This is a genomic window from Paenibacillus sp. lzh-N1, assembly GCF_002872435.1.
Classification (GTDB): domain Bacteria; phylum Bacillota; class Bacilli; order Paenibacillales; family Paenibacillaceae; genus Paenibacillus; species Paenibacillus polymyxa_C.
The window spans coordinates 1,184,773-1,200,423 of sequence record NZ_CP025696.1; the positions used below are offsets into that span (position 1 = coordinate 1,184,773).

Here is a 15,651-nt window from a genome sequence, read left to right on the forward strand (position 1 = left end):
CAATTGTCGACAAGTATACAATTATCTATACATATTGTTGCCTTCATTCTTTTAAATGTTATGGAACCATCCTCTCCCTGGTCGCTTTCGGTTTGATTATGCTGCTGAATGTGTTAATTTAACGATAATGAGCTAATAAGGTAAGTGAAGGGGAGAATGAATATGACTGAAACCCGATATATGATCGGCGTCGATATTGGCACAACCAGTACCAAGGCAGTGCTTTTCGAAGAAAACGGCAATATTGCCGCGCAGCATCATGTGGGCTATCCACTCCATACACCTGAGCCAGATGCGGCAGAACAGGATCCTGAAGATATTTTCAAAGCTGTCGTAGCGACGGTGCAAGAGGTCATGACACAAAGCGGAGTACCCGCCGAACATGTGCTGTTCGTCTCCTTTAGTTCGGCTATGCACAGCGTACTGGCGGTAGACAAGAACGGTAAACCACTGACCGCCTCCATCACTTGGGCAGATAATCGTAGTGCCAAATGGGCTGAAGCGCTCAAACATAAATACAATGGACACGATATTTACTTACGCACTGGAACGCCCATTCACCCCATGTCACCGCTGACGAAACTAATGTGGATTACACGAGATTTACCGGATGTTGCGGCCCAGACGTACAAATTTATTTCTATAAAAGAATATGTCTTTGCCCGGTTATTCCACCAATATGTCGTGGATCACTCGATCGCCTCCGCTACCGGACTCATGAATTTGAAGCAGCTGGATTGGGACGAGGAAGCGCTCACTATTGCAGGTGTGACGAAGGAGCAACTGTCCGAACTGGTGCCGACAACTCATGTGCTAAAAGGGCTTGACGCAGCCTATGCACATGACATGGGCCTGCTGGAGACGACTCCTTTTGTGATCGGAGCCAGTGACGGTGTCTTATCCAACCTCGGTGTGAATGCAATCAAACCTGGAGTTGTCGCTGTTACCATCGGCACCAGCGGAGCCATCCGTACTGTAGTTGATAAGCCTCTCACCGATGCCAAAGGGCGCTTTTTCTGTTACGCCTTGACCGAAAAGCTGTGGGTCATCGGCGGCCCGGTGAACAACGGCGGTATCGTTTTCCGCTGGATACGGGATGAATTTGCAGCCTCTGAGGTGGAAACTGCCAAACGCTTGGGAATTGATCCGTATCATGTACTGACCCAAATCGCGGAACAGGTGCGTCCCGGCTCGGACGGTCTGCTTTTCCTTCCGTATCTATCCGGCGAACGCGCTCCTCTGTGGGACCCAAATGCGCGCGGCTCCTTCTTCGGCTTGTCCCTGCGGCACAAAAAAGAGCACATGATTCGCGCCGCACTGGAGGGCGTACTGTTCAATCTGTATACAGTCATGCTCGCTATGGAAGAAGTCATCGACAGACCGTCAGTCATTCATGCCACGGGTGGATTTGCACGCTCGGAGCTATGGAGACAGCTCATGGCGGATATTTTCGACCAGGAAGTCATTATTCCCGAAAGTCTGGAAAGCTCATGTCTAGGTGCAGCTATTCTAGGCTTGTACGCGTTAGGGCGAATTGATTCGCTAGATGCAGTATCCGGTATGATCGGCACCACTCATCAGCATAAACCTGCGGCAGAGCATGTAGATATCTATCGCGATTTACTGCCGATCTATATTCGCATTTCCCGTAAATTTGAAGAAGAGTTCAAGGATATTGCAGAATTTCAGGCCAAGTCCCTACAATTTTAAATTAGTGGAACCTGTTCTAACACTGTTGCGTATTATCGTTTTATAAGACCTGTCTATGTCAGTTGGATAGGATAAGAAGGAGGATTAGACGATGCTCAAAAACTTACTGCACCGCCTGCTACATTCCACCTCTCATTCCCATAAGCGGCGATACAGCAGCTCAGATCGTTATTACGACCGTAAACGCCATTCTTCATCAGACGGATACAAGAACAGCCATAACGGTCACCGATATTACAAGGATAAACGCCGTCATTACTCCAGTTCCTAGCCAAACCACACGAAGCAGGGGCGGAGTACAACGTAACACAGAAGCAAACCACAGGCTCCTTAAACTTATAAAGCGAAGCCCCTTCTCATCAAGGGCCTTCGCTTTATTGTTGTGCGCCCTTCGTTTTGCAGAGCAACATCAGTGCACTTTACAGGAAATCGGCTATAACCGAAATTACATAAATTACAGAAACAGGGTTTTAGAGATAATCACCAGCAAAATAAACAGTACCAGAATCGCCCCTACAGAGGTCCAGGCACCTACACCGCAACCCATACCGCCTACTCCGCACATATGACTCATTTACAACACTCCCTTCGCTCATTTACAGGATCATTGTATGTAGACCTGGCCTAATGCGTAAGGGGGGCATTCCCCCATTTTTGCGGCGAATGCCTGTTTATTTTCAGCTACGATTCTGGATTAACCTCTAGCAGCAACAATGCTTCCTCCAGCTCCTGCATAAACTGTCGACTGTTTTCATAACGTGGGCGAATTTGGAAAAGCCGCTCCAATATATGACGCACTGGTTGACTTAATACTAATTCTTCCTGCCAGCTTCCAGGCGGTTGATCCGGCTGAGGCTCATAACTGCTATACAGCATAAAGAGCATGAAATGCCCGATATCGTACAAATCGCTGTAAAAAGCGACATCTTGTCGCTCAGGTGCGCGCTTTTCCAGCATGGCTTCGGTGAATACATCCTCCTGTCGTTCTCCCACGGCCAGAGCAAGCCCAAAGTCGATTAGGTACGGCTTCCCTTCACGGTGAATTACGTTAGGGATGCGGATATCACGATGGATATATCCCCGTTCATGCACATACAAAACTCGCTCCATTAACTCTAAAATGTAGACGATACATTCCTGTTCCGTAAAGGAACGCTCCTGTTCAAAGATAAGCTCCTCCAAGGTCATACCGGAGACGTATTCCATGACCATATACATTTCGTCCGAATGTTTGTCATTCTCGAGCAGTTTCGGAATATAAGGATGCTCCATCTGTCGCATAATGTGAGCCTCGCGCTGCAATAGCTGAACTGCCTGCGCTCGTTTGCTCGGTCTGGGCAGTTTGACCGCCACCTCCTGCCCGCTGTGCCGATCCAGACAGAGGTAGGTTAAACCATAGCTACCCATGCCTAAAAGCGAACGAACACAATAACGTCCGCTGAGCAAATCACCAGGCTGTTTGGGATAATCCATCCATGATTCATAAATATTCCGCAACCAAGCAAACATACTTAGATCCTTTCTTATACATGTCGCACCACGTTTCCTATGCGACTTGTCCTCGTATTCTTGTATTCCGTTATTATATCATCCACGCCAAAAGACCATCAGAACCGATTAGGTCTGATGGTCTTATTAGGCAAGATAATGTTCGTTATGCCTCTCTACGGCTACGCGGTGTCAGACCGAGCCAGGACAACAGCGAACTGCGCGTTTTGCGTTGCCGGCCCTGGTAGGTACGTAAATTAGTGATTAACTGCCGATCCCGTTCTTCCTCGACCCTTTCTTTCATCCAACGTTTATGATCCTCCAGTTGGTTAGATAAGCTAACATTCTTCTCCACCAAACGGCTATGCTCTGCTTCCAGTTCCTCCAAACGGCTCCGCATTTCCGACAAAGCGGTTTGCACCATATCCTGCATCTGCGCCAGCTCTTGCGGCTCTACAGACTCCTGTGTTTGTACGGATACAGGTGCTTGCTCCAATCTATATTCAATGGCTGATGTCAAAGTCTGAAGCTGCTCCTGCGGTTGCATGGGTTCCTCCGACAATTCCTGAACGCTCATTTCATCCTCTAACTCTGTCAGCTCAACCGTAGCAGCAGCTTGCTCCTGCACGACTGTCTCTTCTCTGTTCTCAGCCGCCGCCATTATTTCTTGCCAGGTTGCGGTCAGTGACTCAGCATCCGAGATAGGTGGCAAGCGGAATTCTTCATCCTCCAGTTGGAAGGGAGCGGTTATTCTCTCAAGTACCACCTGAACGGATTGCTCCATCGTCATATGCTGCTCACGCAGCGCCCTCCGCATCACCTTCAAACAATCAACATCCCCAGCACTGAACATTCTCGACTGGTTAGCGGAACGCTGAAACACATATCCCTGTTCCTCCAGCGCCGCTGCATATTTACGAAGGGTACTCGCCCCAATTCCCAGTTGCTTTGCTGCTTCCGTCGTCGACTTGCTTTCTTCCATTTAATCATTACCTCCCCGGATGGTATGGAAAGAAATAAGCTTGTATATGTAGAATTCGCGGAAACCATTGGAAATCCTTTGGCAAAAATGTTCTAATAATGCAGACTACTAAGAACCTTTGTCATAAACGAATACATTATAAAAATACAAGAAGCGACATCGCTGAGAACGCCCCTACACTGTATACTCTTGAGGCTCTTTAAGAAGCGTCACCTAAAATGTCATACTTTCAATATTGTTATGGCAACATTTCTTCCATGAGTATGGTCCATGTTATGATTTATACGAAAACCATTTATAAATAAATGGATATTTTCTTCCTGCCCTCCCATAAAAAGAATATTGATAATCCACGTTTATTCTTTAATTAATCCTTAATAGCTCTCCCTACTCATCTTTCGTTTTTTAATTTATCGGAATGAGGGCAAAAAAATGGATATTTTCAAAAGATCAGCAATATGTTATGTTATGTAACGTAAAATGGATTTCAGGCATAATTTGTAGCATATTAACGTTCGCTGGAACGAGGAGGAAACATAAATGAAGGGGAAGGCAAGGAAAGTAGCGATTGTCGGCGCGGGAATGGTCGGTTCGAGCTGTGCCTACTCAATGGTCAATCAGTCCATTTGTGATGAAATCATGATGATTGACCGCACGTATGACCGAGCTTTAGCCCATGCACTGGATCTGTCCCATTGTATGGATTTTACGTCTACACGCACCAAGGTCCGTGCAGGCACATATGCAGACTGCACGGATATGGATGTTGTAATTATAACAGCTGGATCCAACCCTAAACCCGGCCAAGACCGCTTGTCTGTATTGGACGATGCCGTGCATATCACCAGAGAGATTGTGACAGCTATTATGGAGGGCGGTTTCGATGGTATTTTCGTTATTGCCGCTAATCCTGTCGACATTGTTACTTATCTGGTGCAGAGTATATCCGGTCTGCCGCGTAATAAGGTGATCGGCACAGGCACCTCTATTGACTCATCCCGACTCAAGACGTTGCTTTCTGAGGTATTTTCCATAGATCCACGCAGTGTGCAGGGGTATGCCTTGGGCGAGCATGGCGAATCCCAATTCGTGGCCTGGTCGCACGTCACGATTGGCGGCAAGCCGCTCTTGCACATTTTGCGTCAGCATAAGGAACGATTCAGACACGTTGATCTGGATGACATCGCCCGTAAAACAAGGGATGCCGGTTGGGAGATTTTCACCCGCAAAGGTGCCACTTATTTTGGTATTGCCAATGCGCTGGCTTACATTACCCGTTCCATCTTAAATGACGACGGTAAAATTATAGCGATCTCTGCCGTATTGGACGGCGAGTATGGACACACTGATGTATGCACGGGCGTTCCAGCAATCATTGGCAGTAAAGGAATTCAGGAGATCATTGAACTTGAGCTGAGCCCAGAAGAGCAAGCCAAGTTCGACGCCTCTTGCCACCTGATCAGCGACAATATTCGTGCCATTTCAGGCTTAGTGTAAGCCCATAGAGTAAGTACCTTATTCAGAACACGAACCTGCCGCACAGCAAAAAAAGCTCCTTGCCCTCATTTAGGGTAAGGAGCTTTTACAGTTCCCACATTTCGTCTTATATCTCTTTATAACGAAATATCGTCAGACCGGCAATCGCAAACACGACAAAGCTACCCAGTACCACCATCAAGAGTGTATCCGTTGGCACCATGAACGCCCCGAAGTCGTCTCCCCCACTCGGCATCATCGCCAATAAAGGTTGTACCCACGGATAATACGGAGCATAGGTCTGAGAGTTGGCGATCAGCATATTGGGCACGGTGAAGACGAAATTCAAAGCAAGCGGTGCAGCAAAGCTAGACCACAAAAAGGACACCATCAGTTGCAGGGCGGCCAACGGCAGACAAGCAACCCAGCCTGCAAGCAGGCTTTGGGCGATCACGGTCCAAGGAATCGGCCCGTTCATCCCCTGCACAGCTCCAACACCCAGCAGCGCTCCTCCGAACAGCAGCTGAGTCAGTCCGACCATAGCCATAATGATGGTCAGCTTGGCTGCGTACAGACCCGTGCGGGACAACGGCAATGACATCAGCTGCTTCCAGCCGCCGCCCCCATGCTCAAAACGGCAGACTAGAGACCCAAACACGGCGGTCAGCATCGGCAGGAACAGCATTGCATGTATTGTAAGCATGGCAGCCAACAGCAACAGCCAGTTTCCTCCCGGATTCGCCAGTAAACCAACTAGGACGGCAATCGCCGGGCTGACGAGCGCAAGCAGCCAGACGGGCGATTTCGCCATTTTCAGGCGTTCGACAGAAAGTAACCGTACGTATCCTCCGAACATTACGCCACATCCTTTCGGCTAAAATGAGCTGCGGTCAGCAGGCTGAGAATTATACCTGTTGCGCATCCGATAGACGCGAATATCCACGCTTGTGGCGCAACCCATGCGAATTGCGGCCAAGCTAGCGGAAACCATTCGGACAGTTGGGAAGCGAATAAGCTGCCAATGCCTAACGTAATGCCCAGTGTTACAGGCAGAGCTTGATTATGGAACGTGACCGTTAGCCACAACAACAATACGAGTATAGGCAGCGTGCCGCCTAAGGGCCAAAACCCGAGCCGCAGTAGCTCCCCTATCGGTGCTGGCTCTCCCCCAAAGCCAAGAAGCATCCCCAAGGTCCAAGTCCCTACCGTCAAGAGTAGGCAGGACACGCACAGCATTCCAATGGCCAGTGTTAGCTTTGCCATATAAACACTAAATTTGGAAATAGGCAAAGCCAACAGCTGCTTCCAGGAGTTAGAGGTATGCTCCACATTCGCCAACATGGAAGCGACCATCGTGGCTCCTAACACCAGTGCAAGGGGAACAAACAGTGCGATGTTATCCATCAAGCTTTCCCATAAGCGGCCCTTATATCGCGGAATCAGATAGTCATAGCGGAGCCCAAAGTTCAGTCCCTGCATCGCCACCAGCCCAAGAGGACCGAGGAATACCAGGAACCAGATTCCCTTTCTGCGTGCTTTGAGCAGATCCGCTGTCAGCGCTCGCAGCATCATAGGGAGCCCCCTCCTTTGCCCACCACCTGCATGAACATATCCTCCAGCGATTTACGGCGTTCCTCCACACGATATACGGCATGTGTGTTTTCAACTAATCTTCTAACTAGCAGCGCAACAGCCGCATCATTCATGTTGTCAAAATCCAGCGCTGACCCGTCCTTCACTGAATGGTAGCCCTGTTCACGTGCAATCAATTGGGCTGCTTCCGGCTCCGATACTACGATCCGAATCCCCCCTGCGGACTCCTGACGAAGATTGTGAATCGTATTTTGGAAGACCAGTTGTCCTTCACGGATAATGCCGACGGTATTCGCCATATGCTCTACCTCACTCAGCAAATGGCTGGATACCAGTACAGTGATCCCCCGCTGCTTGGGCATCGCCTGTATCAATTCGCGCATTTCCTGAATGCCCTCGGGGTCCAAGCCATTCGTTGGCTCGTCCAGAATAAGCACTTCGGGATTGCCGAGCAGGGCTGCTGCGATACCAAGTCTCTGCTTCATGCCCAGCGAGTAACCTTTAACCGGGCGTTTAGCGTGCTTGGTCAGCCGAACGACCTCCAATACTTCCGCAATGTTCTCTTTCGGCACATTCAAAATACGACGAATAGCCTCCAGATTTTCGACGGCGTTCAAATGACCATAATACGAAGGATACTCTACCAATGAACCGACTTTACGCAAAATATCGAGTCTATGTCTGCGAATATCTTTGCCGAATATACGGATCGTTCCTCGAGTTGGGCGAATAAGCCCAAGTAGCATGCGGATCGTTGTCGTTTTCCCTGCTCCATTGGGTCCGAGAAATCCGTAAATATCTCCCCGCGCTATTTTCAGGTCCAGCTGATTAACCGCGGCGCGGCCTTTGTATATTTTGCTGAGACTGTTCGTTTCAATGATTGATTCGTTCAAGTTCCTCACCTCGACACCTATCGTAACGCGCCAAGTTTAAAGCCAAGGGAACACTGAGTTTAAGTTTTGTTTAAAAAACAGATTCGTGTCCCGGCCGATGAACTGCAAATCTCCCTCTCCAAATTCATTTCGCGCGCCAATAGTTCTGTGATCGCCAGGCCAATTCCAGCTCCTTTTTCACTGGATTGCCGTTCCATTCCCGGGCCTTTATCTGCAATGACCAATGCCTCTCTCCCGTTAACCTTCTGAACTTGAATACCAATATACCGGCCTGAGGCAGCATGACGAACTACATTTTGAAAAAGATTATCCAGCAGACGGCGGAAGCCCTGCTCGTCGACATTCCACACCATACTATGCTCGGGCAGGTCGATATCCACTTCAAAGCCTTCCTTTTCCCACACCGGATACCAGCTGGCCGCACACTCGCGCACCAGCCGCAAAATATCACGCGGTTCGTTATTCATGGTGTATTTGCCACTAGATAGGAGATTATAGGTCAGCAAGTTGTCGATCAGACTTCCAAGGTCTTTTAACTTATTTTCCATTAGTGTAATCGACTGCTTCCCTCTGCTGCTCAGGTTTTCTGCATCCAGTGTATACAGATGACTGCGCACAACCGTAAGCGGTGTTCGAATATCGTGTGACAGATCAGCGACCAGCCTCTTCCGCAGTTCCTCCTCCTGACGCTCACGTCCTCGGCTCTCTGCCAACTGTTCGACCATCCGATTAAACGCCTCCTCCAGTTTGCCTATTTCATCCGGGCGGCCGGTGGCAACAAGGATGGGCATTCCATCCTCTCCTCGCTGCGACATGGCAGCCTGAAGCTGCAACAACCTCCGCCGAATGCCTCCAAAAAACAGAAGAGATACGAATATAAAAGCTCCCAGAACCAATAGAATAAAAAGGAGATAATACATCAACATGCCATTGTCACTTGTCAGATGTTCAAAGAACGAACGGGGCACTTTTAATACCATATAGCCCTGATTCATATCATCCTTGCCCCCACCAATAAAGGCCACAACTGTAAACGGACCCTCAGAGCTGGCTTGCTTCATAAAAGCTATAGCCTGTGCCGCGCTCCATTGTTTTGGAATGTTAGGTTGGGTTGGCAGCTCTAATCTGGTTAACCCTGCGGTATCGACCCAAAATATTTGTGAATCCGGGAACATATCCTGCTGTATTTTGCGCAGACGGGCTGAAACTTGCTCTGGACTAGTTCCCTTCAAGGCGATAGCTTCTCGATGCCAGCTATGTTCAGTTTGGGTCGTAGAGGGATAGTAAGGATTCTTAGGCTTGACATCTGTCTGCAAGTTCAACAGTATGCTATATATCAAGGTTGTAACAGGCAATACAATGGGCAACAGCATCATAGCAAACACAATAATGACCAGATAGCGGAACAACAATGAATTACGAAACCGCCCCTTCTGACCTGAACGGGAGTTGCGATGCAATCTTACCCACTTCTTACGCATACCGCTCATTATGCTTTCACCCGATAACCTACACCGCGGATTGTTTCAATGATACGAGGTGCCGCAGGATCAATCTCCAGCTTTTCCCGCAAGTGCCGGATGTGGACCATCAAGGTTTTGTCTCCGTCGATATATGGATCTCCCCACACCGCCTCATACATTTGTTCCTTCGTCATAATCTGGCCCAAATGCCGCAGCAAATAAGCAAAAATATGATATTGCTTGCCTGTCAGCGTAATTTCCTCCCCGGTATCACGATTTACAATACGATTATCTGGAGGAAACACAGACAGATGCCCCAGTTGTAGAGATTCTTCGGATACGCTTCCTGATCGCCGCAGCAAAATTTCCATACGTGCTATGAGTTCATCGGGGTGAAAGGGCTTTGTCACATAATCATCAGCAAAATCCAATCCTTGCAGCTTATCGTCAATGGATGTACGGGCAGACAACATGAGAATGGGAAGCTCCGGGTACTCTTTCTTGAGCCGCTTCCCAATCGTGAACCCATCCAGACCAGGTAACATCACATCCAGAATCACGAGCTGGCACGTACGAGCTGCCTCCACAGCCCCATCCCCGCTGCGAAGCCAGGTTACAGCGTAATTTCGCTCTTCCAAATACTGATGCGTCCAAGCACCAATATCTTGGTCATCTTCGATGTATAGCACATTTGTTTTCATAATAGACACCTACTTATCGTTTTTCTTTTATGTAATGGGCATTATAGCATTTATGGTACATAACCCACTTAAAAAGGTTAATAACTACCTTATACGACATACGCTTCACAATTTCAAATTTGAATGCAGGTGAACAAGGAGGCCTATCAGATGCTGCTGGAAGCGATATACCACCACCCGAAACATAATTGGGCTTTTGGTTATGATGATGAAACGATAATTTTACGGCTTCGTGCAAAGAAAAATGACCTGACTTCTGTTCATGTTCTTACCGTAGATAAGTACGACTGGGATCGTACTCGGCAGCTTATTCCGATGTCCAAATTTGCCACCGATGGCAGGTTCGATTACTACGAATGTACTGTAAAGCCTACTCACCGTCGGCTGAAATATGGATTTTTGCTGGAAGATGGCGAGGAACGAATTTGGATGGACGAGGACGATTTCACCACCGAGGAACCTCAAAATGCAGACAGTCTGTTCCAATATCCGTTTTTAAATCCGATTGATATTTTGAAGCCACCCGCATGGGTGAAGGATGCTGTATTTTATCAGATTTTCCCAGAACGCTTTGCCAATGGTGACCCCTCCATTAGCCCGGAAGATGCTGAGGACTGGGGTGGCACACCGCAAAGAGACAATTTTTTCGGTGGCGATTTACAAGGGATTCTCGATCATCTGGATCATCTGAGCGAGTTGGGGATCAACGCCATATATATGACTCCTGTCTTCAAGGCGACGACCAATCATAAATATGATACTGAGGATTATATGGAGGTAGACCCGCACTTCGGGGACAAAAAGATATTAAAAAGGCTGGTGGAGGCCTGCCACGATCGGGGAATCCGGGTACTACTCGATGCGGTGTTCAACCATTCAGGACGTACCTTTAAACCGTTCGTGGATGTACTGGAAAAAGGCGAAGCCTCGCCTTACAAGGACTGGTTCCATGTTCATAGCTTTCCGCTGGAAGTGGTCGATGGCACCCCGACCTACGATACATTCGGGCTTGAACCGATGATGCCCAAGCTGAACACGGAACATCCTGAGGTGAAAAGGTACCTGCTGAATGTGGCAAAGCATTGGATTGAAGAGGTCGGTATCGACGGCTGGCGACTGGATGTGGCAGATGAGGTAGACCACGCCTTTTGGCGTGAATTCCGCACTACAGTCAAGCAGGCTAATCCGGATGCATATATTTTGGGTGAGATGTGGAATGAATCGTCTGAATGGCTTCAGGGCGATCAATTCGATGCGACGATGAATTATCCATTCACCTATGCGGTGAATGATTTTTTCGTCAAAAAAGTGACCGATGCCCAGAGCTTCGCCTTCGCCATTGGACGCCAGCTTGCCCGCTATCCGCAGCAGGCATCCGAGGTTGCCTTTAATCTGCTGGATAGCCATGATACACCACGCCTACTGACGCTGTGCGGGGGCGACAAACGACTGATGCGGCTGGCTGCTTTGTTCCAGTTCACGTATATGGGCGCACCCTGCATTTTTTATGGCGATGAGATCGGCCTGGATGGAGATGCCGATCCAGGCTGCCGCCAGTGCATGGAGTGGGATACCGACAAGCAGGACCACGAGCTGTTCAACTTTTATCGTGAGCTGATCGCTCTTCGCAAGGCGCACCCTGTCCTTCGTGATCAAGGAAGCATCACTTTCCTGGAGGCACAACCGGAGGGCGCCTCACTCGCCTACGAGCGGCGCAGCGACGAAGAAGTGTTGCTTGTGCTGCTCAACCGTTCCGATGAGGATCACACTTTTGAATTGTCCATTCCAGAGCAGGAATGGCAGTTAGTCTTTGGCGAAGGCCGGTGGTCCGTGGGAGCAAAGGGGCTGCATGCCGAGCTTTTGCCTTACGGATATGCTGTGCTGAAGGCAACGCCTGTGCGATCAGTCAACTCTGCAAAAGAAGTTGACGACAAGATGCAAAGCAAGGCATAGGCTATGTAGACGCGGATGCTGATGAAAATACCTGCCGACTGTAAAAAAAGCAAGATCGCCGGAAACAAGTTATCCAACTTATTCCCGGCGATTTTTTTACGTTGAGGATATAGCTTTTTGTACAAGCTGATTATTTATTTTGGACATCTGTTCTTACTACCCCAACGTCCGACGCATTGATAGAAATGGGGTTACCGCCTTGTCCTGTTTGAGCTGAAGAAGATTGTCTAACGTCCACCCTAATTCTTTTGCCCTTAAAGCCAGTTCGTCTCCTTTTTCCCAATGCCATGGCCTCCTTAAGTCTTCGTGGCTTCATAAACCTTTCAATATGACCTAACTGTGAAGAGATATGGTATATGCATATGCCACTGAAGAAAACAGGTCTCGGCGAATATCAGATCATAGAGAAAAGAGGCGATTAGCACCCGATCTTGCAAGATCATCCAAAAAATTACAACGAACATACTAACAGCAAAAGAGCGGAACCTGCTTTTACAGGCTCAATGCGACTTAAAACCATCATTGAGCCTGTAATGATTAATGATAGAGAATCATTGCTTATGTCAGTTTTCAACAAGCCAGTAGCCTTTCATGACTATCGTTGAGCGCTTGCAGATTCGCTTGTAGATGATTGAATATTTTAATCAGTAAAATTTAAAGCGTTTACAAGTTAAGCGGCAGGTTGCCCCGGTCAGAGACGATTGCTTGACCGGATCACTTTACAAATTGGCTTAAGCCAATACACCAAGAGCGTATCCAATAATTCCTATTGCGAATAAAGCAAAAATCAGAGCTATAGCATTCACTTTCTTTTTGAGCAGTCTCATGCATAAAAAAGTCAGCAAAAGAGGTAACAGTCCAGGTATCAATTGATCCAGAATCATCTGTATCGTCGTAACAACCTCTACTCCATCCGAACGGGTATATCGGGATACTTCGAGTGGTATATTCAGAGTAGTCCATTTAGATACGAGTGCGCCCATAACAAATAGTCCCAGGATGGAGGCCGATTCCGTAAGCTTTTGCAGCCGGTTTCCGGACATGTCGGACACAATCTCCGTCCCTTTTTGGTAGCCGTATTTCAGTCCGTACCACTTGGTAGCCAGGCGAATAACATTAAAGAGCAAGAAAAATAGGACAGGCCCGATAACGCTTCCGGACAACGCAATGGAAGCTCCTAATGCAGCCAGAACGGGGCGTAATGTTCCCCAGAAAATAGGGTCCCCTACTCCAGCCAAAGGTCCCATTAAGCCAACTTTCACGCCACTTATGGTAGCATTATCAATCGGCTGTCCATTGGCTTTCTGCTCCTCCATAGCGGCCGTTACCCCCATAATCGGTGCAGAGATAAACGGTTGAGTATTAAAAAACTCCAAATGCCGCTTTAGCGCTTCTTTTTGGTCTTCCTTCTTGCTGTATAGCCGCTTGATTGCCGGAATCAAGGTGACACAAAAACCAATCGACTGCATACGCTCAAAATTAAACGAGCCCAGCAGGAACCATGAACGGAAAAACATTTTGTTTAAATCGCTTTTGGTCAACTTTTTTTCTTCCATAGTACCCCACTCTTTCATTAAGAATTTCTTTAGAGCTCTTCAATTTCACCCACTTGATCTTTGCGCTGGCTATATTTGGGATTGAGCTGGATATACAGCAGAGCCAGAACCGCTCCCATGATTCCAAAGCCAACCAGATTGATGCTTGTAAATGCCGCGATGACAAAGCCCAAGAAAAAGAAAGGCATCAGATATTTGGCTGCCATCATGTTAATAACCATGGCATATCCTACAACGACGATGAATCCCCCTGCAATTTGCAGCCCTTTTGTAATCACCTCCGGGATGGCATCCAGCAAAGTCGTAACTAGACCGGTTTCGGCTGCAATAGCCACCAATACGGCAGGCAAAGCGACACGTAATCCCTGAAGAAGGAGGGCTATGAAGTGACATAATTCAATTCCTTTGAAATTTGAAGATTCGGCATATTTATCTGCCAGATGCTGAAAGAACACGGTAATCGTTCTAACAAAGATAGTTAACACTTGTCCGCCAGCCGCAATCGGAATCGCAACGGCAATTCCCGCACCGATCGATTGGTGCCCGACAATAACCAATATGGTTGAGACTACACTGGCCAAAGCCGCATCCGGAGCCATGGACGCTCCGACATTCATCCAGCCCAAAGCCAACAATTCCAGCGTACCGCCTAGAATAATACCGGTTTTGAGATCTCCCAGGACCAGACCGATCAGTGTACACGCAACTATAGGACGATGAGTCTGTCCTTCATCCAAAACACTGCCCATTCCGCAAATGGCTGCAACCAGCGTGACCATTACGATTTCAAAAACACTCATGTTTGACCCCCTCTCTTATGCGTACGTGTTGTTAAAACTGGACATTTTGGAGCTTGTTAATCAAATTAATTTTAGGATCACTGGCCACTTTTCTAATCTCCAGTTCTATCCCCTTTTCGTGCAATTTATAAAATGCCTCTACATCCTGCTTGTCTACGGACACTGCTCCGGTAATTTGTGTTTTGCCTTCTTTGAAGCACATTCCACCTACATTTACCGATGTAAACGGTACCCCACCTTCTACAACCCGCAGTACATCCGTGGGATTGGTAAACAGGAACAAGGTCTTGAAATCGTTATATTTAGGATTGTTATAAGCTTCAATCGCTTTCGCAATCGTGACAACATAAGCTTTAATCCCCGGCGGCGCCACTTGTAACAATAAGGTTTTGCGCAGCGTATCCGCAGCGACCTCATTGCTGACGGCGATAATTTTGTTACACTTCGTTTCCTTCACCCACACAGTAGCCACCTGACCATGAATTAGACGGTCATCAATACGAACAAATGATATTTCCATACCTATAATTCCTCCTCTGTTTGTATGTCCCGGATGACACGAAAAGACTTCATTGAATCCTGACCCGCACGGATGGCCAGATCACTCAGATTCTCCACGTTCTCCAGCCCTCTATTGGTCAGCAGGTCTACGATCATTGGCAGGTTTACCCCTGTTACAATGTCCATTTTTTCATACCTGGCCACAATCCTACTGGCCGCATTATAGGGACTGCCACCAAACAAATCGACGAGAAAAATCAATCCGTCCGTCCAATCAATTGTTTCCAAGGCCGCTTTGTACTTCTCAACAAGTCCGTTAACACTTTCACCTGGTTCAAACGTTACACCCACCACATTTTCCAGATGGCCGAAAATCATTTCCGTGGATCTTAGGATCTCTTCGGAAAATTTTCCATGAGTGCCAACAATAACACCTATCATTTGTTTCACCCCCTCCTTGCATCCTTCGCCTATACTTATATGCAAGTCTCATGCCAAGATTCTGTATGATGAGATTAACTATCAAAAAAAAGAC

16 protein-coding genes are annotated in these 15,651 nt (G+C 47.8%); 4 read left to right on the plus strand and 12 right to left on the minus strand.

The annotated features are described in order from the left end of the window. Positions 1-162 precede the first annotated feature (162 nt). Positions 163-1,710, plus strand: a complete 1,548-nt coding sequence (gene gntK, locus C0638_RS05420; protein WP_013369114.1) for a gluconokinase — start codon at positions 163-165, stop codon at positions 1,708-1,710. Between the two features lie 91 nt (positions 1,711-1,801). Continuing rightward, the gene (locus C0638_RS05425) at positions 1,802-1,981 is read left to right on the plus strand and encodes a hypothetical protein (RefSeq protein WP_080567850.1); all 180 of its coding nucleotides are present in this window, start codon (positions 1,802-1,804) and stop codon (positions 1,979-1,981) included. Between the two features lie 183 nt (positions 1,982-2,164). Here the strand turns inward: C0638_RS05425 and C0638_RS25565 are convergent, their stop codons facing one another. The 3 genes from C0638_RS25565 to C0638_RS05435 form a co-directional block, all read right to left on the minus strand. Then, positions 2,165-2,284 (minus strand): hypothetical protein, encoded by a 120-nt coding sequence (locus tag C0638_RS25565; protein WP_013369112.1) that lies wholly within the window; start codon positions 2,282-2,284, stop codon positions 2,165-2,167. A 107-nt stretch (positions 2,285-2,391) separates the two neighbouring features. Continuing rightward, positions 2,392-3,219: a serine/threonine protein kinase gene (locus tag C0638_RS05430; protein WP_058710442.1), complete on the minus strand. Its 828-nt coding sequence runs from the start codon at positions 3,217-3,219 to the stop codon at positions 2,392-2,394. Positions 3,220-3,364: 145 nt separating this feature from the next. Next, positions 3,365-4,180 carry a MerR family transcriptional regulator gene (locus C0638_RS05435; RefSeq protein ID WP_013369110.1) on the minus strand — a complete coding sequence of 272 codons (816 nt, stop codon included), beginning with the start codon at positions 4,178-4,180 and terminating at the stop codon, positions 3,365-3,367. Positions 4,181-4,720: 540 nt separating this feature from the next. Between C0638_RS05435 and C0638_RS05440 the strand changes: the two genes are divergently transcribed. After that, positions 4,721-5,677: an L-lactate dehydrogenase gene (locus C0638_RS05440; RefSeq protein WP_058710441.1), complete on the plus strand. Its 957-nt coding sequence runs from the start codon at positions 4,721-4,723 to the stop codon at positions 5,675-5,677. Between the two features lie 106 nt (positions 5,678-5,783). Here C0638_RS05440 and C0638_RS05445 read toward each other — a convergent pair whose 3' ends face one another. From C0638_RS05445 to C0638_RS05465, 5 genes are read right to left on the minus strand one after another with little or no spacing between them, the layout of a single operon-like run. Further along, on the minus strand, positions 5,784-6,512 hold the full coding sequence (locus tag C0638_RS05445; RefSeq protein ID WP_058710440.1) for an ABC transporter permease: 729 nt from the start codon (positions 6,510-6,512) through the stop codon (positions 5,784-5,786). Continuing rightward, positions 6,512-7,228 carry an ABC transporter permease gene (locus C0638_RS05450; protein ID WP_058710439.1) on the minus strand — a complete coding sequence of 239 codons (717 nt, stop codon included), beginning with the start codon at positions 7,226-7,228 and terminating at the stop codon, positions 6,512-6,514. Before C0638_RS05450 ends, C0638_RS05445 begins: the two co-directional genes overlap by 1 nt. Next, on the minus strand, positions 7,225-8,142 hold the full coding sequence (locus C0638_RS05455; protein WP_013369106.1) for an ABC transporter ATP-binding protein: 918 nt from the start codon (positions 8,140-8,142) through the stop codon (positions 7,225-7,227). Before C0638_RS05455 ends, C0638_RS05450 begins: the two co-directional genes overlap by 4 nt. A gap of 59 nt (positions 8,143-8,201) precedes the next feature. Further along, the gene (locus tag C0638_RS05460; RefSeq protein WP_058710438.1) at positions 8,202-9,632 is read right to left on the minus strand and encodes a sensor histidine kinase; all 1,431 of its coding nucleotides are present in this window, start codon (positions 9,630-9,632) and stop codon (positions 8,202-8,204) included. After that, positions 9,632-10,306, minus strand: a complete 675-nt coding sequence (locus C0638_RS05465; protein WP_058710437.1) for a response regulator transcription factor — start codon at positions 10,304-10,306, stop codon at positions 9,632-9,634. The genes C0638_RS05460 and C0638_RS05465 overlap by 1 nt, the downstream gene beginning before the upstream one ends. Positions 10,307-10,456: 150 nt before the next feature. On the opposite strand from C0638_RS05465, the gene C0638_RS05470 reads away from it, so the two are divergent. Beyond that, a complete protein-coding gene (locus C0638_RS05470) occupies positions 10,457-12,259 on the plus strand; it encodes an alpha-glycosidase (RefSeq protein WP_058710436.1) in 1,803 nt (600 codons plus the stop codon). 731 nt (positions 12,260-12,990) lie between these two features. On the opposite strand, the gene manZ is transcribed toward C0638_RS05470, so the two are convergent. Genes manZ through C0638_RS05490 form a run of 4 tightly spaced genes read right to left on the minus strand, consistent with a single transcriptional unit; the run spans position 12,991 to position 15,557 of the window. After that, positions 12,991-13,833, minus strand: a complete 843-nt coding sequence (gene manZ, locus C0638_RS05475) for a PTS mannose transporter subunit IID (protein WP_269203258.1) — start codon at positions 13,831-13,833, stop codon at positions 12,991-12,993. Positions 13,834-13,844: 11 nt separating this feature from the next. Further along, complete coding sequence (locus tag C0638_RS05480; protein ID WP_013369101.1) at positions 13,845-14,615, minus strand: PTS mannose/fructose/sorbose transporter subunit IIC; 771 nt, start codon at positions 14,613-14,615, stop codon at positions 13,845-13,847. 31 nt (positions 14,616-14,646) lie between these two features. Next, entirely contained in the window at positions 14,647-15,135 is a 489-nt protein-coding gene (locus C0638_RS05485; protein ID WP_013369100.1) for a mannose/fructose/sorbose PTS transporter subunit IIB, read from the minus strand. 2 nt (positions 15,136-15,137) lie between these two features. Further along, positions 15,138-15,557, minus strand: a complete 420-nt coding sequence (locus C0638_RS05490) for a PTS sugar transporter subunit IIA (protein ID WP_013369099.1) — start codon at positions 15,555-15,557, stop codon at positions 15,138-15,140. Positions 15,558-15,651 lie beyond the last annotated feature (94 nt).